This window comes from Saliphagus infecundisoli, from assembly GCF_020177375.1.
In the GTDB taxonomy this organism is placed as follows: Archaea; Halobacteriota; Halobacteria; order Halobacteriales; family Natrialbaceae; genus Saliphagus; species Saliphagus infecundisoli.
The window spans coordinates 472,083-493,671 of the sequence record NZ_JAIWHV010000002.1 but is presented as its reverse complement, the minus strand read 5'-3'; the positions used below and the strand labels follow the sequence as shown (position 1 = coordinate 493,671).

The 21,589-nt window shown below is 68.9% G+C and carries 25 protein-coding genes; 13 read left to right on the top strand and 12 right to left on the bottom strand.

The genetic code is table 11. The features are described from left to right. Positions 1–279 precede the first annotated feature (279 nt). Both LCF40_RS07250 and LCF40_RS07245 read right to left on the bottom strand, forming a co-directional pair. Positions 280–1,071 (bottom strand): SAM hydrolase/SAM-dependent halogenase family protein, encoded by a 792-nt coding sequence (locus LCF40_RS07250; protein WP_224827912.1) that lies wholly within the window; start codon positions 1,069–1,071, stop codon positions 280–282. Between the two features lie 202 nt (positions 1,072–1,273). Next, on the bottom strand, positions 1,274–1,795 hold the full coding sequence (locus LCF40_RS07245) for a nicotinamide-nucleotide adenylyltransferase (protein ID WP_114576993.1): 522 nt from the start codon (positions 1,793–1,795) through the stop codon (positions 1,274–1,276). 164 nt (positions 1,796–1,959) lie between these two features. On the opposite strand from LCF40_RS07245, the gene lonB reads away from it, so the two are divergent. The 3 genes from lonB to LCF40_RS07230 are packed head-to-tail and all read left to right on the top strand — an operon-like array spanning position 1,960 to position 5,445. Further along, on the top strand, positions 1,960–4,215 hold the full coding sequence (lonB, locus tag LCF40_RS07240; RefSeq protein ID WP_224827911.1) for an ATP-dependent protease LonB: 2,256 nt from the start codon (positions 1,960–1,962) through the stop codon (positions 4,213–4,215). Next, positions 4,216–5,079 carry a CPBP family intramembrane glutamic endopeptidase gene (locus tag LCF40_RS07235; protein WP_114576991.1) on the top strand — a complete coding sequence of 288 codons (864 nt, stop codon included), beginning with the start codon at positions 4,216–4,218 and terminating at the stop codon, positions 5,077–5,079. It begins immediately after the preceding gene. 24 nt (positions 5,080–5,103) lie between these two features. Continuing rightward, a complete protein-coding gene (locus tag LCF40_RS07230) occupies positions 5,104–5,445 on the top strand; it encodes a hypothetical protein (protein ID WP_224827910.1) in 342 nt (113 codons plus the stop codon). Here the strand turns inward: LCF40_RS07230 and LCF40_RS07225 are convergent. Both LCF40_RS07225 and LCF40_RS07220 read right to left on the bottom strand, forming a co-directional pair. Next, entirely contained in the window at positions 5,433–5,858 is a 426-nt protein-coding gene (locus LCF40_RS07225; protein ID WP_114576989.1) for an NUDIX hydrolase, read from the bottom strand. The two genes, LCF40_RS07230 and LCF40_RS07225, sit on opposite strands and share 13 nt — an antisense overlap. Positions 5,859–5,937: 79 nt before the next feature. Next, positions 5,938–6,393, bottom strand: a complete 456-nt coding sequence (locus tag LCF40_RS07220) for an MGMT family protein (protein WP_224827909.1) — start codon at positions 6,391–6,393, stop codon at positions 5,938–5,940. Positions 6,394–6,476: 83 nt separating this feature from the next. On the opposite strand from LCF40_RS07220, the gene trpC reads away from it, so the two are divergent. From trpC to LCF40_RS07185, 7 genes are all read left to right on the top strand, one after another. Beyond that, positions 6,477–7,262 carry an indole-3-glycerol phosphate synthase gene (gene trpC, locus LCF40_RS07215; protein ID WP_114576987.1) on the top strand — a complete coding sequence of 262 codons (786 nt, stop codon included), beginning with the start codon at positions 6,477–6,479 and terminating at the stop codon, positions 7,260–7,262. Continuing rightward, complete coding sequence (gene trpB, locus LCF40_RS07210; RefSeq protein ID WP_114576986.1) at positions 7,259–8,566, top strand: tryptophan synthase subunit beta; 1,308 nt, start codon at positions 7,259–7,261, stop codon at positions 8,564–8,566. The genes trpC and trpB overlap by 4 nt, the downstream gene beginning before the upstream one ends. Continuing rightward, the gene (gene trpA / locus LCF40_RS07205) at positions 8,563–9,384 is read left to right on the top strand and encodes a tryptophan synthase subunit alpha (protein WP_224827908.1); all 822 of its coding nucleotides are present in this window, start codon (positions 8,563–8,565) and stop codon (positions 9,382–9,384) included. The genes trpB and trpA overlap by 4 nt, the downstream gene beginning before the upstream one ends. Before the next feature lie 38 nt (positions 9,385–9,422). After that, the gene (locus LCF40_RS07200; RefSeq protein WP_380682881.1) at positions 9,423–10,214 is read left to right on the top strand and encodes a 2-amino-3,7-dideoxy-D-threo-hept-6-ulosonate synthase; all 792 of its coding nucleotides are present in this window, start codon (positions 9,423–9,425) and stop codon (positions 10,212–10,214) included. A gap of 9 nt (positions 10,215–10,223) precedes the next feature. Further along, positions 10,224–10,781: a SprT family zinc-dependent metalloprotease gene (locus LCF40_RS07195; RefSeq protein WP_224827907.1), complete on the top strand. Its 558-nt coding sequence runs from the start codon at positions 10,224–10,226 to the stop codon at positions 10,779–10,781. Positions 10,782–10,890: 109 nt separating this feature from the next. Then, positions 10,891–11,085: a DUF7511 domain-containing protein gene (locus LCF40_RS07190; RefSeq protein WP_224827906.1), complete on the top strand. Its 195-nt coding sequence runs from the start codon at positions 10,891–10,893 to the stop codon at positions 11,083–11,085. Between the two features lie 52 nt (positions 11,086–11,137). After that, positions 11,138–12,313, top strand: a complete 1,176-nt coding sequence (locus LCF40_RS07185) for a 3-dehydroquinate synthase II (protein ID WP_224827905.1) — start codon at positions 11,138–11,140, stop codon at positions 12,311–12,313. On the opposite strand, the gene LCF40_RS07180 is transcribed toward LCF40_RS07185, so the two are convergent. Genes LCF40_RS07180 through LCF40_RS07170 form a run of 3 tightly spaced genes read right to left on the bottom strand, consistent with a single transcriptional unit; the run spans position 12,314 to position 14,472 of the window. Then, positions 12,314–12,736: a DUF7575 domain-containing protein gene (locus LCF40_RS07180; protein ID WP_114576980.1), complete on the bottom strand. Its 423-nt coding sequence runs from the start codon at positions 12,734–12,736 to the stop codon at positions 12,314–12,316. A 24-nt stretch (positions 12,737–12,760) separates the two neighbouring features. Beyond that, positions 12,761–13,453, bottom strand: a complete 693-nt coding sequence (locus tag LCF40_RS07175) for a type I 3-dehydroquinate dehydratase (RefSeq protein ID WP_224827904.1) — start codon at positions 13,451–13,453, stop codon at positions 12,761–12,763. Between the two features lie 41 nt (positions 13,454–13,494). Next, the gene (locus tag LCF40_RS07170; RefSeq protein WP_114576978.1) at positions 13,495–14,472 is read right to left on the bottom strand and encodes a transcription initiation factor IIB; all 978 of its coding nucleotides are present in this window, start codon (positions 14,470–14,472) and stop codon (positions 13,495–13,497) included. A 164-nt stretch (positions 14,473–14,636) separates the two neighbouring features. On the opposite strand from LCF40_RS07170, the gene LCF40_RS07165 reads away from it, so the two are divergent. Continuing rightward, positions 14,637–15,182, top strand: a complete 546-nt coding sequence (locus tag LCF40_RS07165) for a DUF84 family protein (RefSeq protein ID WP_224827903.1) — start codon at positions 14,637–14,639, stop codon at positions 15,180–15,182. Here LCF40_RS07165 and LCF40_RS07160 read toward each other — a convergent pair. Further along, positions 15,167–16,987: a flippase-like domain-containing protein gene (locus LCF40_RS07160; RefSeq protein WP_224827902.1), complete on the bottom strand. Its 1,821-nt coding sequence runs from the start codon at positions 16,985–16,987 to the stop codon at positions 15,167–15,169. The genes LCF40_RS07165 and LCF40_RS07160 overlap by 16 nt on opposite strands. 241 nt (positions 16,988–17,228) lie before the next feature. Between LCF40_RS07160 and LCF40_RS07155 the strand changes: the two genes are divergently transcribed. Beyond that, complete coding sequence (locus tag LCF40_RS07155; RefSeq protein WP_198667877.1) at positions 17,229–17,462, top strand: DUF7123 family protein; 234 nt, start codon at positions 17,229–17,231, stop codon at positions 17,460–17,462. Here LCF40_RS07155 and LCF40_RS07150 read toward each other — a convergent pair. From LCF40_RS07150 to LCF40_RS07135, 4 genes are all read right to left on the bottom strand, one after another. Continuing rightward, positions 17,459–18,085: a winged helix-turn-helix transcriptional regulator gene (locus LCF40_RS07150; RefSeq protein WP_114576975.1), complete on the bottom strand. Its 627-nt coding sequence runs from the start codon at positions 18,083–18,085 to the stop codon at positions 17,459–17,461. The genes LCF40_RS07155 and LCF40_RS07150 overlap by 4 nt on opposite strands. Before the next feature lie 80 nt (positions 18,086–18,165). After that, entirely contained in the window at positions 18,166–19,305 is a 1,140-nt protein-coding gene (locus LCF40_RS07145) for an SPFH domain-containing protein (RefSeq protein WP_114576974.1), read from the bottom strand. A 60-nt stretch (positions 19,306–19,365) separates the two neighbouring features. Further along, complete coding sequence (locus tag LCF40_RS07140) at positions 19,366–19,932, bottom strand: NfeD family protein (protein ID WP_224827901.1); 567 nt, start codon at positions 19,930–19,932, stop codon at positions 19,366–19,368. A gap of 49 nt (positions 19,933–19,981) precedes the next feature. Further along, positions 19,982–20,296: a DUF7312 domain-containing protein gene (locus tag LCF40_RS07135; RefSeq protein WP_114576972.1), complete on the bottom strand. Its 315-nt coding sequence runs from the start codon at positions 20,294–20,296 to the stop codon at positions 19,982–19,984. Between the two features lie 87 nt (positions 20,297–20,383). Here LCF40_RS07135 and LCF40_RS07130 point away from each other — a divergent pair, with 87 nt between their 5' ends. Further along, entirely contained in the window at positions 20,384–21,583 is a 1,200-nt protein-coding gene (locus tag LCF40_RS07130; protein ID WP_114576971.1) for a site-2 protease family protein, read from the top strand. The last annotated feature ends 6 nt before the right edge of the window (positions 21,584–21,589 follow it).

Sequence of the window (21,589 nt, the reverse complement as noted above, 5' to 3'; positions counted from 1 at the left end):
TGATAGCCACGTGGAAACGGCGAGGACTCGATCCACCTGAACAGCTCCAGTCTATCCTCGGTGGAGAACTCAGATCAGGATCAGAGACATCACTAGCCGGTGAGTTCTGATCACGCTATCCAACTACAATAATATCAAGCCGTACAGCACGTTGTGTGAGGCCCCTACACTGAGCACGAGATTCGGTTCAGACAGGTCGAAAACGATTCTGTAGGAACGATTCTATGGCGTCCTAAGCGTGTAACCGGAAGCCAGCACTCCGTCGGGAACCCGAACGGATCAGTGGAAGTCGAACTCCAGAGCCACGTCGTCGCCCGCCGAGAGCCCGAAGAACGTCTCGCCGCGGCCGTCGTTGACGTCGAGTTCGACGTAGCCGTGGCTGCCGACGGTCGCCAGCCCCTCGCTTTCCGGGACCGCCGCGAACGTCTCGACTGCCGGAACGCGTTTCCCCGCGGCCTCGACCCGCTCGACGCCCGCCAAGGCGCTCCCGGGAACGTTCGTGACGACGTTCCCGAAGCCGTCGACGACGAGTACCTCGCCGGTCGCCCGGCCGTCCTCGAGGGTCGCCTCCGGGAACCGGCAGTCGGTGACGTCGTCGGCGGGCTCGAGGGCGGAGAGGGTCTCCATCTCCTCGATGCCGGCCTCGTGGACCGCCGCCGCGGCGGGCGCGAAGACGTCCCGTCCGTGGAAGGTCGTGCTCGCCGAGCCGCCTGCCGGATGGCCGACCCGCCCGGAGATCGACTCGTCCACGACGAACGGTTCGACCTCCCCGAGCCGGCGGGCGGCCGGCAGGAGCAGGCCGTTGTCCGGTCCCACGAGTGCGTGGTCGCCCGCCCGGACGGCGAGCGCCGCCCGGTCGGTGCCGACGCCAGGGTCGACGACCGCGAGGTGGGCCGCTGGTGGGAAGTAGGGCAGCACTTCCCGGAGCCAGAACGCCGCGGTCCGAACGTCTCCGCGGGGAAAGTCGTGGGCCACGTCGACCAACCGCGGTTGCGGGTCTGTTTCCGCGAGGAGTACCCCCTTCATCGCCGCCGGGTACGGCGAGCCGAAATCCGAAGCGAGCGTGATCATGGCCGTCTGTTGACTCCCGGACGGCAAAATCGACCCGGTCGCCCCGTCGACCCGATTGCCGCGGCCGGAACGACCGCGTTTTCTCGACGGGTTCCGTCCTGCTGGTGGGGATCATGGCCGGGCTGCTGGTGGGGTTTCGAGTTCTCGACCGGCCGCCGAGGACGGCTCGCCGGGAGCACCGACGGCCCGAACGCAAAACCGGTTACCCGTCGCCGTTGGCGTCCGTCCGGTTTATCATCTCCATCCGTTCTAACCCGTCGATCTCGGAGACGACGGAGACGACGGCGTCGGGGACCAGCGACTCCCAGTCGTCGTCGGCGACCATCCGTTCTCTGATCTGGGTCCCCTCGAAGGTGTCGCGGTTGAACATCGGCGACTGGCGGACCTCGACGCCGGCTTCTCGAAAGAGCTGGATCACCAGCGGGTTGTTCGAGTAGGCGATCTCGAAGTCGGGGCTCATGCTCCGGACGTGGCTCACCCACACCGAGTTCCGTTCTAAGTCCTCGATGGGGACGACGTAGGTGACGAGGTCGACGTCGATGAGCGCCTTCGAGATCATCATCACGCGTTCGCCGGCGGTGAAGGGGTTTCGCCTCGTGTGGGAGTCGCCCGCGCTCCCGATGCCGACGACGAGTTCGTCGACGTCCTCCGCGATCCGTTCGACCATGCTCAGGTGGCCGTTGTGGAAGGGCTGGAACCGGCCGATGAGAAACCCCCGCGTCATGACCCGGCTATCGGGGCTCGTACTCTTAAGCATGGCGAGACGTCCGTTCGACCGGAAGTCCCGAAATCAGTCGTTTTGGACCCCGAGGAGGCCGGAGGACCGTTTCGGAAGGGAGAAAGTATATCAGTCACAGTCCCCTCGAAACGGGTACCGAACCACGTTCTATGAGCAACGATACGAACCGCGAGGAGGCCCCCGAGGACGACCCGCCGGAGCCGTCGGCACCCGCCGGCACGGACGACGGGTCGGCCGAGGGTTCCGACGCCGACCGCGAGCGGGCCGACGAGGAGTCCCCCGGTCCGTCCGAGGACGCGCCGGAGCCGGTCGATCCGCTGACGGACGGCCCCGTCGACGAGCGCGTCGATCCGGACCCCTCTGCGGAGACGACCGAAGACGGGAGTACCGACGCCGACGAGGCCGATGAGACCGGCGAGACCGGCGGATTCGACGGCGCCGAGGACGTCGAGACCGTCGAGGACCTGGGAAGCTCGGTCGATGTCGATCCCGGCGTCGAGATCGACGAAGAGGAAGAGGAGGGTCTGCTCGGCGGGCTCAAGATCACCTCGACGGCCGACATCGAGGTCCCCGACCGGCTGGTCGATCAGGTCATCGGCCAGGACGAGGCCCGCGACATCATCATCAAGGCCGCCAAACAGCGCCGCCACGTGATGATGATCGGCTCGCCGGGGACCGGGAAGTCGATGCTGGCGAAGGCGATGAGCCAGCTGCTCCCCCAGGAGGATCTCCAGGACGTCCTGGTCTATCACAACCCGGACGACGGCAACGAGCCGAAAGTTCGGACGGTGCCCGCCGGAAAGGGCGACCAGATCATCGACGCGCACAAGGAGGAAGCCCGGAAGCGAAACCAGATGCGCTCGATCCTGATGTGGATCATCATCGCGATCATCATCGGCTACGCGCTGATCATGCGCAACATCCTCCTGGGGATCCTCGCCGCGGGGATCATCTGGCTCATCTTCCGGTACACCTCCCGGGGAACCGACGCGATGGTGCCGAACATGATCGTCGACAACGGCGACAAGCGCCAGGCCCCCTTCGAGGACGCTACCGGCGCCCACGCCGGCGCGCTGCTGGGCGACGTCCGCCACGACCCGTTCCAGTCGGGCGGAATGGAGACCCCGAGCCACGACCGCGTGGAACCCGGCTCGATCCACAAGTCCAACAAGGGCGTGTTGTTCGTCGACGAGATCAACACCTTGGACATCCGGACCCAGCAGAAGCTGATGACCGCGATCCAGGAGGGCGAGTTCTCCATTACGGGCCAGTCCGAACGGTCCTCGGGCGCGATGGTCCAGACAGAGCCCGTCCCCTGTGACTTCATCATGATCGCGGCCGGCAACTTGGACGCGATGGAGAACATGCATCCGGCGCTTCGCAACCGGATCAAGGGCTACGGCTACGAGGTGTACATGGAGGACACCATCGAGGACTCCCCCGAGATGCGCCGGAAGTACGCCCGCTTCGTCGCCCAGGAGGTCGAACGCGACGGCCGGCTCCCCCACTTCACCGACGAGGCCGTCGAGGAGCTGATCCTCGAGGCCAAGCGCCGGTCGGGCCGGAAGAATCACTTAACGCTTCACTTCCGGACGCTGGGCGGACTCGTCCGGGTCGCGGGCGACATCGCCCGCGCCGAGGACGCCGAGCTCACCACCCGCGAGCACGTCCTCCAGGCGAAGAAACGGTCGCGCTCGATCGAACAACAGCTCGCCGACGACTACATCGAGCGCCGGAAGGACTACGAACTGCAGGTCAACGAGGGCGGCGTCGAGGGCCGGGTCAACGGCCTCGCGGTCATGGGCGAGGACAGCGGCATCATGCTCCCCGTCATGGCCGAGATCGTCCCCGCCCAGGGCCAGGGCCAGGTGATCGCGACCGGCCAGTTGAAGGAGATGGCCGAGGAGTCGGTCCAGAACGTCTCGGCGATCATCAAGAAGTTCTCCGACGTCAACCTCTCGGAGAAGGACGTCCACATCCAGTTCGTCCAGGCCGGCCAGCAGGGCGTCGACGGCGATTCGGCCTCCATTACCGTGGCGACCGCCGTCATCAGCGCCTTGGAGGACATCCCGATCGACCAGACCGTCGCCATGACCGGCTCGCTCTCCGTGCGCGGCGACGTGCTTCCCGTCGGCGGGGTGACCCACAAGATCGAGGCGGCCGCGAAGGCCGGCTGCAAGACGGTCATCATCCCGGCGGCCAACGAACAGGACGTGATGATCGAGGACGAGTACGAGGAGATGATCGAGATCGTTCCGTGCTCGAACATCAGCGAGGTCCTCGAGGTCGCCCTGATGGGCGAGCCACAGAAGGACTCGCTGGTCGATCGCCTCAAACAGATCACCGGCTCCGCGCTCGAACACCAGACGGTCGGGGCCGGCGGCTCGAACCCGAGCCCCCAGTAGATGACCCAGTGGGCGACGTTCGTCGGCCTGACGGGCGTCGTCACCGTTCTTCTTCTCGCGCTCTCCCGTGCGACCGAGAGTGCCCTCATCGAGCCCACCGAGCGAGACGCCGGCTCTCGAGCCGATAGGGCCGAGGGAGCCGGCGTGGCTACGCCGCCGCTCGAGCCCGCCGTCGAGGAGCGGGGGGTCGACGACGGGCGGGCGCCGGTCGTGGGCCACGAAGAGGAGCCCAACCCGGGAGACACGCTCGCCGACTCGATGTCCACCGGCACCCTGCTCGCGAACGTCGCGCTCTCACAGGGGCTGTTCGCGGCCCTGCTGGTCGGTGCGGCTCTCTACGCCGCGATCCCGCCCGAGGCCCTGGGACTCGACCTCTCTCGAGCGTACGTCACGGAGGGAGTCCTCTACGGCACCGTCGCGGGGATGGTCCTCTACGCCGCCAACGAGGCCGGCGCGGCCGGCGCGCGGCGGGCGGGAATCGACCACGACGAGGGGCTCCGGGAGTTGCTCGCGCCCGACTCGGCGGGCGGGTGGCTCGTCCTCCTGGTCGGCGTGCTCCCGCTGATCGCGATTTTCGAGGAACTGCTCTTCCGGGCGGCGCTGATCGGGGCCGTCTCGGCGGGCTACGGGCTCTCGCCGTGGCCTCTCGCCATCGGCTCCTCGATCGCCTTTGCGCTGGGCCACGGAATCCAGGGCACCGCGGGGATCGTCGTCACCGGACTGCTGGGCTTTGCCCTCGCGGCGCTTTTCATCGCGACGGGGAGCCTGCTCGCGGTCGTCGTCGCCCACTACCTCGTCAACGCCCTCGAGTTCGTCGTCCACGAGGGGATCGGGCTCGAGCCGGGCGGGGCCGAAACCGCTTAAGCCCGCCCGGCCCCACGTTCGGGTATGTCGGCCTCGCTCGACGGATCTGACCGTGCCCGCCGGTGGCTCCTCGGCGGGGTCGTCGCCTACTTCCTCCTGCTTGGCTACGCCGTCGTCGCGAACGACCCGATCGCACGACTGACCGCCTACGCGCTGTTCGGGGTCATCGCGGTCGCGATCGGCGTCGCCTTGCTCGCCCAGGGGCCGACCGACCCGATCGGGGCCGCGGGGGCCTCGTTCGCAAGCGGCGGGGTCGCCCAGTTCGTCTGGATCGCGACGGGCGATCCCGCCTTCGAACTCCTCTCGACGGTCGGCGTCTTCGCGGGGATCGGGCTCTACGTCTACGCGACCCGCTACAGGAGGTGAACGTAGTCGTCGAGTTCGAGCGCGAACTCGCGGCCGGCGGTCGAGGAGAGGTCGAGCCAGGTGAAGTCGTACTCGGTGCCGCGTTCCTCGCCCTCGCCGGTGACGACGTGGGTCCACCGGTCTCTGGGCTCGTGGACGGTCGCGTGAAAGAAGTGGCGGACGTAGCGTTTCGGCGGCGAGTTCCGGCGGGTCCAGACGTCGCTCGCGAGGTGGCGGGTCTTCCCGAGCGCCGAGAGCCCGCTCTCCTCTAGGACCTCCCGGAACAGCGCGCTCCGGGGGTCCTCGCCGGCCTCGATCGTTCCCTTGGGGATCTGGAGTCCGTCGTGTTCCGGGCCACGGAACACGAGGAGCTCTCCCTCCCCGCGGGTCACGTAGGCACAGGCCTTCTGGACGTGCGTGATCTGGGCGGCCATCCTCCCGCATATAACCACGGGGGTAGATAAAAAGCTTTCAGGGAAGGAATACCGCCCGTCCTTAAAGAATGAATATCAATCAGATCCCCTCTAGGGACCGCAGGCGGGCCTCGACGGCGGCCGGCGCCGCGCTCGGCCCGTCTGGGACCCGATGGTCGGGAATCAGGATCGGAAGCGGGTTCTCCCGCAGGGCCGCCCGAACCGTCTCGCCGTCCTCGTCGTCGAGATCCGGGACCGACCGCGCGATCGAGGCGACGTCGCGCTCGCGGCCGTAGGGGATCGTCCGGACCTCCTCCAACACCCCCCGATGGGGCGTCGGAACCGTGAGCGCGACGGTGACGTCCCCGAAGTCGTCCTCCTCGCCATCGAGGGCGGCGAGGAGTCGCTCGAGGACCGGATGATCCTCGGCGGCGTCGGCAGGGACCTCCTCGGGAAAGGAAACGGAGATCACCCGGCCGCTCGCGGCGCCCAGTTGGACGACTCGGTCGATGGCGGGCGACTCGCGCGCGTAGATTCCGGTGATCGCCTCGTCCATACCCGACGGTCGGCCCGGACCGACTTCAAAACGCCGCCGATGGCGCAAGGCTTTTGTACATATGAGTACGTCGATGTACAACAATGGAGCAAGAAACGGAGCTCGCACCCCCGGTGCGCTCGATCCTCGAGACCGCCCGGGACAGGCCGGGCGGCGACCGCGTGGCCGTCGCGGAGCGGCGGTCGCTGCCGGCGGCACTCGCGGAGGCCGCCGCCGAGGGTCGCGTCCCGGTGATCGCGGAAGTGAAGCCGACCAGCCCGACGACCGACGGGGAGCGCCGGGAGGACCCCGTCGAACTCGCCGAGGCGATGGTCGAGGGCGGCGCGGCGGCGCTGTCGGTGCTGACCGAACCCACACACTTCGGGGGGTCGCCCGACGCGCTCGAGCGGGTCCGGGCGGCCGTTTCCGTCCCCGTGCTCCGGAAGGACTTCCTTCTCGAGGAATCGCACCTCGACGTCGTCGAGGCCGACCTCGTCCTCCTGATCGCGCGCTTTCTCGAGGACGTCGAGGGAATGGTCGAAGCCGCCCGCGACCGGGGGTTCGAGCCGCTGGTCGAGGTCCACAGCGAGGACGAACTCGAGACGGCTATCGGTGCGGGGGCCGAACTCGTCGGCGTGAACAACCGCGACCTGGCGGGACTCGACGTGGACCTGGAGACGTTCGAGACCGTGGCGCCCCACGCGCCCGAGGACGTCACCCTGATCGCCGAGAGCGGGATCTCCTCTCGCGCCGACGTCGCCCGGATGCGCGCGGCCGGCGCCGACGGCCTCCTGATCGGGAGCGCGATCATGGCCGGCGACGTCGAGGACCGCACCCGGGAGCTGACGACGCCGACTGCCAGCGAGACCGGGACCGGAGGGACCGCATGAGCGAGGCGACCTTCGGCGAGTACGGCGGCCAGTACGTCCCCGAGGCGCTGATGCCCGCGCTCGCCGAACTCGAGGATGCCTACGAGCGGTACGTCCGCAACAACGAGGAGGGGTTCATGCACGAGTTCCGCGAGCGGATGGCCGACTTCGGCGGCCGACCGACCCCCCTCCAGCGCGCGGACAGACTGAGCGAGCGCTACGACAGGGAGATCTACCTCAAACGCGAGGACCTGCTCCACGGGGGCGCCCACAAGCTGAACAACGCGCTCGGGCAGGTCCTCCTCGCGAAGTACATGGGAAAGGAGCGGATCATCGCCGAGACCGGTGCCGGCCAGCACGGCACCGCGACGGCGATGGCGGCTGCCCACCTCGACATGCCCTGTGAGATCTACATGGGCCGGACCGACGTCAACCGCCAGCGGCCCAACGTCTACCGGATGCGGATGAACGGCGCCGAGGTGACCCCCGTCGAGGCCGGTCGGGGTACCCTGAAAGAGGCGATCAACGCCACGATGCGCGACTGGGCGACGACCGTCGAGAACACCCACTACGTGATCGGGAGCGTCGTGGGGCCCCACCCGTTTCCGACGATGGTCCGGGACTTTCAGTCGGTGATCGGCCGGGAGGCCAGAGACCAGATCCGGGAGAAGGCGGGCCGGCTGCCCGATAGCGTGCTCGCGTGTGCGGGCGGCGGCTCGAACACGATGGGGTCGTTCCACGCGTTCGTCCCCGACAGCGTCGAGCAACGCTCCGCGAAGGATTCGAGCGGGCAACGCCCGCGAGACGGAGTCTCCCTCTACGCGGTCGAGGCCGGCGGCTCGAGCCTCGAGATCGACGAGGAGGAGGGGCTGGCCCCGAACTCCGCGACCCTTTCGACGGGGACCGACGGCGTCCTCCACGGCGCGATGACGAAACTCCTCCAGAGTACCGACGGCCAGATCATGGAGTCCCACAGCGTCAGCGCCGGCCTCGACTACGCCGGCGTCGGTCCCGAGCTCTCCCACCTCGTCGCTGAGGGCCGGGTGACGCCCGCGAGCGTCGGCGACGACGCCGCCCTCGAGGCGTTCCATCGGCTCTCGAGACTCGAAGGGATCATCCCCGCCCTCGAGTCGGCCCACGCGCTTGGCTACCTGGAGCGAGTCGCGGGACCCGACGCGGGGGAGTACGACGTCGAGGCGGATCTCGGGGATCTCGTCGTCGTCACCGTCTCGGGACGGGGCGACAAGGACCTGGAGACCGTCCTCGAGGAGACCGAGAAACGCGACATCGAGGCCGCGCCCGACGTGGAGGTGTTCGGCCAATGAACGCCGGCACGGACTCAGAGATCGAACGGACGATCCGGGAGAACCACCCGGCGCTGATCGCTTACATCACTGCGGGCGATCCCTCGCTGGAGGAAACCCGCGAATACGTCGAGGCCCTAGATCGGGGCGGGGCGGACCTGATCGAACTCGGACTGCCGTTCTCGGAGCCGATCGCGGAGGGGCCGACGATCCAGGCCGCGATCAACCGCTCGCTGGAGGCCGGAACCACTCCTGGAGCGTTCTTCGATCTCGTGGCAGGTCTCGAGACGGAGGCACCGCTGCTGGTGATGACGTACTACAACATGATCCTCCAACACGGCCCCGATGCGGATCCGGAGCCGTTCGTTTCCCGTGCGGCGGAGGCCGGCCTCGCGGGAATCATCGTCCCCGACCTGCCCGCAGAGGAGAGCGGGCCCCTTCGAAAAGCGTGCGAGGCCCACGGGCTCGACCTGGTCTTCATCGTCGCGCCGACGACCGACGACGAGCGCCTCGACTCGATCATGGAGCGGACGGCGGGCTTCGCCTACGTCCAGGCCCGGCTTGGGACGACCGGCGCGCGTGCGGACGTCTCGGGGGCGACCCACGACAGTCTCGCGCGCCTTGACGAGTACCCGATCCCGAAGGCGGTCGGCTTCGGCGTCAGCGAGGGCGACCACGCCGCCGAGATCGTTTCGGCGGGTGCCGACGGCGTCATCGTCGGCAGCGCGCTCGTGGATCTGATCGCCGAGAGCGAAGATCCCGTGGCGGCCCTCGAGTCGAAGGCACGAGAGTTGAAGGCGGGCGCCGAACGCGGCGTGCCCGAACCAGAACAGCCATAACCGAACGTTTGCTACACACTCACAACATGACTTCCGGTATGACGGGAACCGAGGCGCGTCTCGAGCGGATCGGGACGGACGGACGCTACGTCGTCGTTCCGATGGACCACGGGATCACACTCGGCGCGGTCGAGGGGCTGGTCGACATCGAGGGGACGATCGACGCGGTCACGCGGGGGGGCGCCGACGCCGTCCTCACCCAGAAGGGGATCGCCCCGCGGGTCCACCCCAACAAGAACGGAAAAGGGTACGTCGTCCACCTGAACGCCTCGACGACGATCGGTCCCGACGAGAACGACAAGCGGCTCACGGGAACCGTCGAGGAGGCCATCCGGGCGGGGGCCGACGCCGTCTCCTTTCACATCAACGTCGGCTCGGACCACGAACCCGACCAGCTCTCCCAGCTCGCCGACCTCACTGGCGAGGCGGCCCGCTTCGGCATCCCCGTGCTCGCGATGGCCTACGCCCGGGGCCCCGGCGTCGAGGGCGACGACCCCGAGGCACTGGCCCACGCCGTCCGCCTCGCCGAGGAACTCGGCGCCGACCTCGTCAAGACGGGTTACAGCGGCGACGGCGACAGCTTCGAGCGCGTCGTCGAGGCGACCGCCAAGCCGGTCGTGATCGCCGGCGGCTCGCGGGGCACGGACCGGGAGACGGTGGAGATGGTCCGGGGAGCGATGGACGCGGGCGCCGCGGGCGTCTCGATGGGCCGGTCGGTCTTCCAGCACGAGGAGCCCGAATCGATCGCCCGCGCGGTCGCCGGCGTCGTCCACGACGACCGGACCGCCGAGGAGGCCCTGCAGAGCGCGGGACTCGCCCTCGAAGCCTGACCCGGCTCCGTGAGCGACGCCACTCCGACCGTCGAGGAGGCGATCGTCGCCCAGGCGCGGGTCCACGCCCGCGAGGTCGCAGACGAGATCGGGGTCGATCTCGCGAGCGTCGACTGGGCGGTGTCGGCGCGGGCGAAGCGGCGTGCGGGGGTCTGTCGGTACGACCACGAACGGGAGGTTGCGACCGTCGTCCTCTCGCGGCGGGCCTATCGCTCGTACGACTCCGGCGAGTTCGAGGCGATCGTCCGCCACGAACTCGTCCACGCCTGGGAGTTCCAGACCCACGGCGAGTCGGGCCACGGCTCTCGGTTCCGAGAACGGGCGGCGGCCGTCGATGCGCCCCGCCACTGCGAGCCGTTTTCGGAGCCCAGATACCGCCTCGTCTGTTCCGACTGTGGTTGGGAGGGAAAGCGCCACCGGGCGTCGAACCCCGTGAAGGCGCCCGACCAGTATCGATGCGGGGACTGCGGGGGTGGCTATCGGGTCGAACACGTCGAGAGCGGCCGGACGTGGACGACCGCGGGCGGCTACGGCGCCGCGAGGGCCGCCCTCGGCGACGACTGGTAGGCAAACCCTACCTCTGTCTCCGTTCCCCGGGCCGTATCCGCCAATAGATGCACGATCGGAAAGCTATATACGTATACACGAGCCATTCATCCACCGAGAGGAAATACAGATGTCCGAACGCACGGATTACAGTAGTTCCGAACCGGTCGACCCCGGAACCGCCCAGCTCGAGCACGCGATCGTCGTCGAGGACGATCGGTCCGAGTGTACGATCTTCCCGCGGGCGTGTCCCGAGGAGGCGATCCTCACCCGCTGGATCACCGCCGACGAGACCTCCCACGTCCCGCTGACGAACTGCCGGTAGCGAACGCTGCGGGTTTCGCCACGTTCAAGCCCGTTCCGACGGACCCTCGACCATGACCGGAGACGTCTGGATCAAGGCCGACGACACCGTCGGCGACTGGGAGGAGCGTCGCGCACGGATCACGGCCGCCCTCGAGGCCGGCGCCGACTGGGTGCTGGTCGAGAGCGAGGACGTCGAACGGGTCCGCGAACTCGGCGAGATATCCATCGCCGCCTTTCGGACCGACGGCGACGTCTCGCTGATCGACGACGCAGAGAGCGACGACCCCGTCCACCCCGACGCCTACGTCGTCGGCAAGAACGGGGAGGGCGACGGGACGGTCGATCTCCCCGCGGACTTCTCGGGATCGGCCGATCTCTCGACGCTCCGCCGGGACGACGGGCTCACGACCGGCGCCTACGTCCGTATTCTGGGATCGGAGTACGAGTCCTTCGCCGAGGCCGCCGCCGACGCGGCCGACCACACCATCGTCGTCGGCGAGGACTGGACGATCATCCCCCTTGAGAACCTGATCGCCCGGATCGGCGAGGAGACCGACTTGATCGCGGGCGTCACGAGTGCCGAGGAGGCCCGCACGGCCTTCGAGACCCTGGAGATCGGCGCCGACAGCGTCCTCCTCGACAGCTCGGACCCCGACGAGATCCGCCGGACCGTCGAGGTCCGCGATGACGCCGGCCGCGAATCCCTCGACCTCACGTGGGGGGAGGTCATCGAGATCGAGCAGATCGGCAGCGCCGACCGGGTCTGTGTCGACACCGGCTCCCTGCTCGAGGACGACGAGGGGATGCTCGTCGGCTCGATGTCGCGGGGCCTGGTCTTCGTCCACGCCGAGACCGCTCAGTCGCCCTACGTCGCCTCCCGGCCGTTCCGGGTCAACGCGGGCGCGGTCCACGCCTACGTCCGCACGCCCGACGGCGGCACGAAGTACCTCTCGGAACTGGGAAGCGGCGACGAGGTCTGTGTCGTAGACACGGAGGGCAACACCCGCGAGGCGGTCGTCGGCCGGGTCAAGATCGAGCAGCGGCCGATGTTCCGGGTCGCCATCGAGGCCGACGACGGTGACCGGATCGAGACCCTCCTCCAGAACGCCGAGACGATCAAGGTCGCCACCCGCGAGGGCCGGAAAGCCGTCACTGACCTCGCCGCTGGCGACGAACTCCGCTTCTACCACGAGGAGACCGCCCGCCACTTCGGCGAGGAGGTCGAGGAGAGCATCATCGAGAAATAGTTAGTCGGTGTTGGCGGGTTCTGGCTCCTCCCACTCGATGCGGGTCGTACACCAGTGACAGAACTCGAGGTCGGTGTCGAGTTCGCGCCCACAGCTCGGACAGGCCGGCCCGTCGGTGGTGGCCGACCGCGAGCCCGGCGGGAACCCCAGCGCGCGGAAGCCGGCGTCCGCGGCCGCGAAGACGAGCATGAACCCGAGGACGAACTGCGTCGTCCGGGGCTCGGCCAGCAGGATCGCCTCGACCTCCGAGATCGAGCCGGCCGCGGCTAGCGGATCGACGGGGAGCAAGAGCGCGACCGCGGTCGTAAACAGGCCGGCGAAAAGCAGGGCGCGGATCCAGTCCCGAAGCAGGACGTGGCCGGCGCCGGGGAACAGAAGGGAGAGCCCGGCGGCGACGATCGCGCGGATCCAGATCGTGACCATGATCTCGTTCCTCACCGATCCGGGTTAATTCTCCCGTTTTCTCTCTCCCAGAGCGCCGACGAGTTCCCGCAGCGTCGCCAGGTCGTACTGGCCCGGCGCGGTCGCCCGGGCCGGATCGACGGGCGCGTAGCCGATCCGCGAGCCGTAGACGGGCGCCACCGCCCGGGTGTGTCTGCCGACCTCGCCCATCGCCATCGTCGCGACCCGGTCGCCCTGGCGACTCAGCTGCTCGGTCGCCGACAGCAGTGTGAGTGTGTCGGCTCGTGACTCCGCCGTGACCGCCAGCTTCGCGACGTCGCCGTGTTTGCCCGCCTCGGTCAGCGTTCGGACGAGCTCCGGGCGCGAGGGCGTCCCCTCGAAGTCGTGGGCGGAGACGATCGCTCGAACGTCGTTCGCGCTGGCGGCCTCGAGAACGCCGTTGGCTTCTCCCTCGAGAACGGAGGCGAGTTCGACGTCGATCGCCTCGACGGCCTCGGTTCGAGCCGCCTCCGCGAGGTCCTCCAGACGGTTCTCGTCGTCGGCCTCGCCGCCCTCCCACGCCGCGCGGTTGGTCGCGATGAGGGGGAGGTCGCCGTCGTAGGCCGAGAGCGCGTCGAGGGAGTCCTCGGCGAGGTCCATCCGGAACTCGAGGCAGTCGGCGTCGGCGCGCGCGGCGGGCTCCTCGCTCAGATCGGCGGTCGCGGCCGCGAGAACGAACTCGTCGAACGTGGGGTCCATGCGTCGGCCACGCAGCCGTCGGGCAAAAAGGTCGTGTCCGCTCAGGCGACGCCGATCGACTCCTCGGCCTCCAGCAGTTCGTGATACCGGTTCCGGATCGTCACCTCGGAGATGTCGGCGACCTCGCTGACGGCGGCCTGGGTCGTCTTCTCGTTCGTGAGGAGGGCCGCGGCGTACACCGCGGCGGCCGCCAGCCCGACGGGCGACTTTCCGGAGTGGACGCCCTGTTCTTTCGCGTTCTGGAGCAGGGAGCGCGCGCGGTGTTCGGCCTCGTCCGAGAGGTCGAGTCCCGACGCGAAGCGGGGGACGTAGCTCTCGGGGTCTGCGGGCTGGACCTCGAGGCCGAGTTCGCGGACGACGTAGCGGTAGGTGCGGGCGATCTCGTTTTTCTCGACCCGCGAGACGTCGGCGATCTCGTCCAAGCTCCGGGGAACGCCGGCCTGGCGGGCGGCGGCGTAGACGCAGGCGGTGGAGACGCCCTCGATCGAGCGCCCGGGGAGGAGGTCCTCGTCCAGCGCGCGCCGGTAGACGACGCTCGCGGTCTCGCGGACGTTCGTCGGGAGGCCGACGGCGCTCGCCATCCGGTCGATCTCTCCGAGCGCCTGTTTCAGGTTTCGCTCCTTGCTGTCGCGGGTCCGGAAGCGCTCGTTCCACTTGCGGAGGCGCTGCATCTTCTCGCGCTGGCGGCTCCCCAGAGAGTTGCCGTAGGCGTCCTTGTTGCGCCAGTCGATGTTCGTCGACAGCCCCTTGTCGTGCATCGTGTTCGTCGTCGGGGCGCCGACTCGAGATTTCTCGTTTTTCTCGCTGGCGTCGAATGCGCGCCACTCGGGGCCGCGATCGACGGAGTTCTCGTCGACGACGAGCCCGCAGTCGGCACAGACGGTCTCGCCGTGTTCGTCGTCGGTGACGAGCTGGCCGGAACACTCCGGACACCGGAGGTCGTTGTCCTCGGTTTCGGTCTCCGTCTCCTCCTCTCGTTCGGTACGCCGTACTCGGGTGGTCGATGATGCGTTAGTCATGACGAAGGGGCCGGCCGAACGCCACAGAAGTCCGGACGGGTTCAGTGTCTACCCGGTTCAGAGAGGCCACATATAGCCCTTTCGGATCACTTCACCTCGGAGGGGCGAGACAGCGGTAGCAACCGATAATTCCAACCAGTAGCGTTCCATTGATATACGACACCATGGACGCGCCCCGCGTCGCCGTCGGCAGCACCAACCCCGTCAAGGAGGCGGCCGTCCACACCGGTCTCTCGAGGCTCGAGCCCTCGACCTCGACCCACGACGTCGAGTCGGGAGTGAGCGAACAGCCCCGCTCGGTCGCGGCGACCGTCGCGGGCGCCGAGACCCGCGCCGAACGGGCGCTCGCCGCCGCACGGGCCGAGGGGATCGACGCCGACTACGGTGCCGGGCTCGAGGGCGGCGTGGCCCGCCTCGAGGGGACACCCGGCCTCCACCTGATCATGTGGGCGGCGATAGTCGACGGCGAGCGGACGGGCCGGGCGAGCGGCCCGAGCCTCCGGCTCCCCGATCCCGTCGCCGACCGTCTCGAGGCCGGCGAGGAACTCGGGCCCGTGATGGACGACCGACTGGGCCGGGAGGGCGTCGCCGAGAGCGAGGGCGCCGTCGGCGTTCTCACCGGGGGCCTCCTGACTCGGGAGGCGGCCCTCGCCGCCGCGGTGTCCTGTGCGTTCGCGCCGTTTTCCGACGGGGGTCAGTCCGAGCCGTAGCCGTCCCCGGGCGCGACGTCCCCGCTCTCCTCGACGGCGGCCGAAAGCGAGACGTCGAGAACGACCGTCGCGCCCAGCCCGCCGACGACGGTCACCAGGTTCTTGATGGCGTGATCGACGACCGCGGCCGCGAGCGCGACCGCGGGCGAGACCGGCCCGAGCGCGACGACCAGTACGGTGAAGGCGCCCTCGTAGAGCCCGATCCCACCCGGCGTTAGCGGCAACACCTTGGCGAGGTTGCCGACGCTGACGGCCAGCACGCAGACCGAGAGCACGGCCGGGAGCGGGAGTCCGGCCCCGAGCGCCTGGAGGACGGCCGCGGCGACGACGGCATCGACGATCCAGATGGCGAGGCTCGAGGCGCCGACGACGGCGAACGCCCGCCGGTCGGTCGCCACCGTCTGGACGTCGCCGGCGAAGCCCGCCAGGAGGTCACCGATCCGGACCGCGTAGGCGTCGTCACCCAGCCGGGCGACTCCCTCGCGAAGGATCGACCGCTCCGAGCGGGCCGTGGCGACGATCCCGACCAGTGCGGCGAGGGTGGCCGCGGCGACGACGGCCGCGACGGCGACCGCGACCCGGCCGCTGCGGGCGAGGCCGTCGCCCACGCCGGCGCCGTCGACTGCCGCCCGGAGCCCCTCCGTCGCGCCCGTCAGGAAAAAGCCCGCGAGGACGACGGCGGCGAGTGCCAGGACGGTCAGGAGGTCGAACACCCGCTCGACCGCCAGCGAGGCGAAGCCCGTCGGATACGGAACCGCCCGCCTGGCCTTCAGGACGTACGCCCGGACCGCGTCACCCGCCCGCGCCGGAGCGACGAGGTTCCCGGTCTGGCTCACGAAGATCGCGGCCGTGAGGAATCCGACCCCCTCGCGGTGTCCGAGGCGCGCGAGGATATCGCGGTAGCGAACCCCCCGGACCGGCCACGAGCAGGCATAGAGGACCGTCGCGGCTCCGAGAACGGCCGGGTCGGCGCCGGCCATCGTCTCGATGACCGCGAGGTCGAAGGAAGCCGCCAGGACGGCGACCGCGAGGACGACCAACAGCGAGCCCGCGAGCAGGCGGCTCCGTCGGCCGATGCGGGGTTCGACCGCCCGCTGCCACCAGGTCCGGGCCAGTTGCCCCCCCATCCCGAAGCCGTCCCGGAGGAGGTCGACGTCGGTGTCTCCCCTGGGGGTCCACTCGACGGGAAACTCCCGGACGCGGTAGCCCGCGCCCTGGGCGGCCACCAGCACCTCGGTGTCCCAGAACCAGTGGCCGTCCTCGACCGCCGGGAGCACGTCCTCCAGGACCGCGCGGTCGAACGCCTTGAACCCACACTGGTGGTCCCGCAGCTCCGACCCGAGCGCGAGTCGGACCAGCCCGTTGTAGACGGCACTCGGCAGGCGCCGCTTCGCGGGCCGGTCGGCCCGCCGCCCCGAGAGCCGGCGCGAGCCCGTCGCGACGTCTACCTCACCCGACCGGACCGACTCGACGAGCTCCTCCAGGTGCGAGAGGTCGGTCGCGAGATCGCAATCGAAGTAGACCAGCGTCTCCCCGTCGGCCGCCCGGAACGAACGTTCCAGGGCCCGCCCGCGGCCCAGGCGCTCCCCGCTGTGGACGTGACGGACCCGGTCGTCGCCGGCGGCGAGTTCGCGGGCGATCTCGGGGGTCCGGTCCGTACAGCCGTCCTCGGCGACGATCACCTCGAAGCTCCCCGCCGGCAGGAAGGAAGCGAGGGCCTCGAGAGTGGCACCGACGGTCTCTTGGAGTCGCCCTGCCTCGTCGTGGGCGGGGAGGACGACGCTCACGGAGGCCGGGCGGCTCATCGGTTCCACTGGGTGACCGACGGCCAAGAACGTTCTGCCGGAAACCGCACTGTCAGGGGATCCTGAACGTTGAGAGCCGACGTCGGTTCGCGAACGCGGCGGTTAACTGCCCGTACCAACACCCCCCTGGGGCGCCACCCCACGCCGGAATACGGAGGTTACTGACGGGAAAACCGCTATCGGGCACCGGGTTAACCTGACGTACCAAACCCCCTAAGGCCGATTCGACCGACTACCCGATATGGCCACGACGCTGGCACCCGACCTCACGAGCAAACAGCGACGGATCCTCCGATACCTCCGGGAGAACGCGGCGACCAAGACCTACTTCAAGTCCAGGCTCATCGGCAACGAACTCGACATGACCCCCAAGGAGGTCGGCTCGAACATCACCGCCCTCCAGGAGGGCAACTATGGAGTGGACGTCGAGAAGTGGGGCTACTCCTCGAGCACCACCTGGAAAGTGAGCGTCTAGCCGTCGTAACGCACCAGTCCGTCGGCCTCGGCCGCGAGCGTCCGCGCACGGTCCCCGAAGGAGTCGGCGTGGGCCACGAGGAGCAGGAGGATCGTTTCGGGGCGCTCGACCGCGTAGCCGTCGGCCCGCGAGAGCAGCCCCGCCTCCTCTAGCTCGCCGGCGTACTTGCTGACCGTCGGCGCCGACACCCCCAGACTGGTCGCGAGTTCGCTCGCGGTCGCCTCCGGGCGGGCCAGTAGTTCGATCAGCATTCCCCGGGGCGTTTCCCGCCGGAGGTAGCCGAGCGCCTGCTTCTCGAAGGCGTCGAACCGACCGGCGGCGACGAAGCGCTTGTAGTCGCCGTCCCGGAACCGCTCGACGACGCCCTCCTCCTCGAGCCGGCGGAGGTGGTGTTGGGTCTCGCCGGTGCCGAGTTTGAGGTCGTCCCTGATCTTCGAGAAGTGGGCGCCGGGGGTCGTCGAGAGGTAGCCGGCGATCGCGTCGCGGGCCTCGCTGCCGCCCGTCTCGGACCCCTCGTCGGACTCCGAGAGGCGTGCCAGCGGCGAGGCCGCCCCGACGGCGGCGAACCTGCGGAGCGTCGCCCGTTTGCGTTCGTCGACGCCGTCGGTTCCCTGGCCCGCCATGCTGTCTTACCCTTCCGAACGTGCCCCGGCGTAAAACGCGTTTCGCTCGGGCCGCCCCGCGAACGCCGCGGGGATCGTGGCTACTCGTCGGGTTCGGGCTCGGGAGCCTCCTCGAACTCCTGGCCCATGTCCGCGATCACGTCGTCGGAGTTCGAGATGTCCCCCGCTCCCTTCCCCTCCTTGATCGCCTGGGCCTGTTGTTCGAGTTCCTCTAGGTCCATCTCGGCTTCCTCGTCGATCTCGCCGATGATCTCGGCGATGTCGTCGAGCCCGATCAGCTCGCGGGTCTCCTCGTCGAACTCGAGGCTCTCCAGACTTCCGTCGCCCTCGCTGACGTCGCTGCCCGTGAGGTGTTTGCCGTAGCGCCCGACCATCGAGGACAGCTCCTGGGGCAGGACGAATGTCGTCGACTCGGACTGGCCGATCTCCGAGAGCGTCTCCATCCCCTGGTCGATGATCGCGCGCTCGCCCATCGATTCGGCCGAGCGCGCACGGAGGACCGTCGAGATCGCATCCCCCTGGGCCTCTAAAATCTGGCTCTGTTTTTCACCCTGGGCGCGGATGATTTCGGACTGCTTGTCACCCTCCGCTTTCTCGACGGCACTGCGGCGTTCGCCCTGTGCCTCGAGGATCATCGCACGCCGTTTGCGCTCGGCGGAGGTCTGTTGCTCCATCGCGCGCTGGACGTCCTGGGAGGGGTTCACTTCCCTCACTTCGACGCTCTCGACCCGAATGCCCCACTCGTCGGTCGGCTCGTCGAGTTCCGTGCGAATGCGGGTGTTGATCTCCTCGCGCTTCGAGAGGGTGTCGTCGAGTTCCATGTCGCCCAGCACCGCCCGCAGCGTCGTCTGTGCGAGGTTCGAGACCGCGCGTTTGTAGTCGTCGACCTCGAGGAACGCCTTCTTGGCGTCCATCACCTTGATGTAGACGACGGCGTCGGCGGTGACCGGCGAGTTGTCCCGCGTGATCGCTTCCTGACGGGGAACGTCGAGCGTCTGTGTCCGCATGTCGAACTTGTAGGTGTTCGAGACGAACGGCGGGATCACGTTGATCCCGGGCTCGAGCAGCTTTCGGTACTCCCCGAAGACGGTCAGCGCTCGCTTCTCGTAGGCGTTGACGATCTCGATCGCGCTCAGCAGGGCGGCGAGCACGACGACCAGTACGAGCGCGCCGATCGCCAGCCCGACCTCGGCCTGGAGGACGATTGGTTCGAATGCCATACGAGCGACTTGTAGCTGTAGCGTAAAAAGCGTTCCCTTGGGAGAGTGACAGGTCCGGCCTCAGCCCGACCTCTCGGTTTCGGTGGCACGGTCGGTCCCCCGCTCGCTCTCCCGGCTCGCGGCCTCGCGGGCGAGCGCCCGGTCGATCTCGTCGTCCCCGAGTCCGCCGAGGGGGGCGACGGTGAGGACGTTCCCTCCGCCCGGATCGAGGACGATCACCTCCTCGCCCTCGGGGATCGGCTCGTCGGCCGTCCGCGCGCTGTAGTGGGGGCTAAAACCGCCCTCCTCAAGTTTGACCTCGCCGCTTCGGTTCGTGACTCGCTCGGTGACGTAGCCAGTCCGTCCCGAAAGCGAGTCCGAGTCGCTGGTCTGGGCGGTGCCTTTTCCGCCGTAGAAGTCGAACTCGCGGTAGATCCAGGTCGCGGCCGCGCCGAACAGCAGGGTGAGCGCGGCCATCACGAGCGGCCCCGCGATCGGGGGGAAGAGCACGCCGATCAGGCCCGCCCCGACCAGCGCGACGCCGACCACGATCAGGTGCGCGCCGGGGGAGACCGCCTCGAGGACCATGAGGACGAGCCCCGCCCCGAGAAGGGCGAGGGGCAGGTTCTCGACGAGGAATTCGACCATGACGGCGACTAAGGTCTCGGCACGATTAAAGGTTTACCGCCCCTCGATCTCAGATCCCGAACCCGGCAGCGACGAGGCGGACGAGGACGCCGACCATCACGAGCGCGCCCAGGAGGACGAACGCGGCGTTCTCGGCCGACGGGCTCCCCCGGACGACCGACGCGGAGTTCGGTTCGGGCGCGCGCGGCCCCCCCTCGCCGTCCCCGCGGTCGTCGTCGTTTCCCGCCGCCCGCTCCTCTATGTCCGCCAGCGAGAACTCCCACTCTTCGTCCTCGTCGGACTCCTCCGGGCCGGCGTCGGAGGTGGCGGCGAACTCGCCGTCCTCGCCACCGCCCGACTGCTCGCCTGCCGGGTCCTCGCTCATGGGGCCGCGTACGGCCTCGAGGATCAAAAGCCCGCCGACGGCCGGGGCGGCGGCGCGTTTAAGGGCGTTCCCCCGGTATCCCTCCGCATGAAGGGGTTCCGGATCGGGTCGCTGTTTGGCATTCCGATCAAGCTCGACCTGACGTTCCTGCTCGTCCTTCCGCTGTTTGCCTACCTCATCGGCGTCCAGATCGAGCCGACCGCCGAGATTCTCAACGAGCTCTGGGGCGCCGAGATCGCCGTCGAACCGCTGACCGCCGGGACGATGCCCTGGGTGTTGGGGCTCGTCGCCGCCGTCGGCCTCTTCGTCGGCGTCGTCGCACACGAACTCGGTCACTCGCTTACCGCCCAACGCTACGGATTCCCGATCGAGTCGATCACGCTCTGGCTGTTCGGCGGGATCGCCTCGCTGTCGGAGATGCCCGAGGACTGGCGCCAGGAGTTCGCCATTGCCATCGCCGGTCCGATCGTCAGCGTCCTCGTCGGCGCCGTCTCCTACGTCGCCTTCCTCGCGACCCCCGGCGTCCTCGAGGGGACCCTCTCCTCGGGAGCCGTAGACGGCATCCGGTTCGTGCTCGGCTACCTCGCCGTCCTCAACATTGCGCTCGCGATCTTCAACATGGTGCCCGCGTTCCCGATGGACGGCGGCCGGATCCTCCGGGCGCTGCTGGCCCGGTCTCGGCCGTACGCACGCGCGACCCAGCAGGCCGCCAGCGTCGGGAAGACGTTCGCCGTCCTGATGGGGCTGTTCGGCCTGCTGGCCTGGAACGTGATTCTGATCGGCGTCGCGCTGTTCGTCTACATCGGCGCCGCAAGCGAGTCCCAGCAGGTGACGATGAAAGCCGCCTTCGAGGGCGTCACCGTCGCCGACATCATGACCCCCGCCTCCGACCTCCACACCGTCACCCCGGAGACGACCGTCGCCGAACTCGTCTCGCGGATGTTCCGCGAGCGCCACACCGGCTACCCGGTCATAGAGAACGACCGCCTGGTCGGCCTCGTCACGCTCGACGACGCCCGCGAGGTGCGGGAGGTCGAACGCGACGCCTACACCGTCGAGGAGGTGATGTCGACCGACCTGAAGACGATCACCGCCGACGCGGGCGCGATGACCGCGATCGAACGCATCCAGGGGGAAGGGATCGGCCGGCTGCTCGTCGTCGACGACGAGGCGGCCCGGGATCCCGACCTCGTCGGCTTGATCTCCCGGACCGACCTCATGACCGCGTTCAACGTCATACAGCAGAGCGGCGCGGCCGGCGCCGCCGGACGCCAGCCCGCCGACTGACACCGG

Coding starts and splice junctions, on each gene's coding strand:
- LCF40_RS07250 (WP_224827912.1), bottom strand. CDS start 1,071: ATGATCACGCTCGCTTCGGATTTCGGCTCGCCGTACCCGGCGGCGATG.
- LCF40_RS07245 (WP_114576993.1), bottom strand. CDS start 1,795: ATGACGCGGGGGTTTCTCATCGGCCGGTTCCAGCCCTTCCACAACGGC.
- lonB (WP_224827911.1), top strand. CDS start 1,960: ATGAGCAACGATACGAACCGCGAGGAGGCCCCCGAGGACGACCCGCCG.
- LCF40_RS07235 (WP_114576991.1), top strand. CDS start 4,216: ATGACCCAGTGGGCGACGTTCGTCGGCCTGACGGGCGTCGTCACCGTT.
- LCF40_RS07230 (WP_224827910.1), top strand. CDS start 5,104: ATGTCGGCCTCGCTCGACGGATCTGACCGTGCCCGCCGGTGGCTCCTC.
- LCF40_RS07225 (WP_114576989.1), bottom strand. CDS start 5,858: ATGGCCGCCCAGATCACGCACGTCCAGAAGGCCTGTGCCTACGTGACC.
- LCF40_RS07220 (WP_224827909.1), bottom strand. CDS start 6,393: ATGGACGAGGCGATCACCGGAATCTACGCGCGCGAGTCGCCCGCCATC.
- trpC (WP_114576987.1), top strand. CDS start 6,477: ATGGAGCAAGAAACGGAGCTCGCACCCCCGGTGCGCTCGATCCTCGAG.
- trpB (WP_114576986.1), top strand. CDS start 7,259: ATGAGCGAGGCGACCTTCGGCGAGTACGGCGGCCAGTACGTCCCCGAG.
- trpA (WP_224827908.1), top strand. CDS start 8,563: ATGAACGCCGGCACGGACTCAGAGATCGAACGGACGATCCGGGAGAAC.
- LCF40_RS07200 (WP_380682881.1), top strand. CDS start 9,423: ATGACGGGAACCGAGGCGCGTCTCGAGCGGATCGGGACGGACGGACGC.
- LCF40_RS07190 (WP_224827906.1), top strand. CDS start 10,891: ATGTCCGAACGCACGGATTACAGTAGTTCCGAACCGGTCGACCCCGGA.
- LCF40_RS07185 (WP_224827905.1), top strand. CDS start 11,138: ATGACCGGAGACGTCTGGATCAAGGCCGACGACACCGTCGGCGACTGG.
- LCF40_RS07180 (WP_114576980.1), bottom strand. CDS start 12,736: ATGGTCACGATCTGGATCCGCGCGATCGTCGCCGCCGGGCTCTCCCTT.
- LCF40_RS07175 (WP_224827904.1), bottom strand. CDS start 13,453: ATGGACCCCACGTTCGACGAGTTCGTTCTCGCGGCCGCGACCGCCGAT.
- LCF40_RS07170 (WP_114576978.1), bottom strand. CDS start 14,472: ATGACTAACGCATCATCGACCACCCGAGTACGGCGTACCGAACGAGAG.
- LCF40_RS07165 (WP_224827903.1), top strand. CDS start 14,637: ATGGACGCGCCCCGCGTCGCCGTCGGCAGCACCAACCCCGTCAAGGAG.
- LCF40_RS07160 (WP_224827902.1), bottom strand. CDS start 16,987: ATGAGCCGCCCGGCCTCCGTGAGCGTCGTCCTCCCCGCCCACGACGAG.
- LCF40_RS07155 (WP_198667877.1), top strand. CDS start 17,229: ATGGCCACGACGCTGGCACCCGACCTCACGAGCAAACAGCGACGGATC.
- LCF40_RS07150 (WP_114576975.1), bottom strand. CDS start 18,085: ATGGCGGGCCAGGGAACCGACGGCGTCGACGAACGCAAACGGGCGACG.
- LCF40_RS07145 (WP_114576974.1), bottom strand. CDS start 19,305: ATGGCATTCGAACCAATCGTCCTCCAGGCCGAGGTCGGGCTGGCGATC.
- LCF40_RS07140 (WP_224827901.1), bottom strand. CDS start 19,932: ATGGTCGAATTCCTCGTCGAGAACCTGCCCCTCGCCCTTCTCGGGGCG.
- LCF40_RS07135 (WP_114576972.1), bottom strand. CDS start 20,296: ATGAGCGAGGACCCGGCAGGCGAGCAGTCGGGCGGTGGCGAGGACGGC.
- LCF40_RS07130 (WP_114576971.1), top strand. CDS start 20,384: ATGAAGGGGTTCCGGATCGGGTCGCTGTTTGGCATTCCGATCAAGCTC.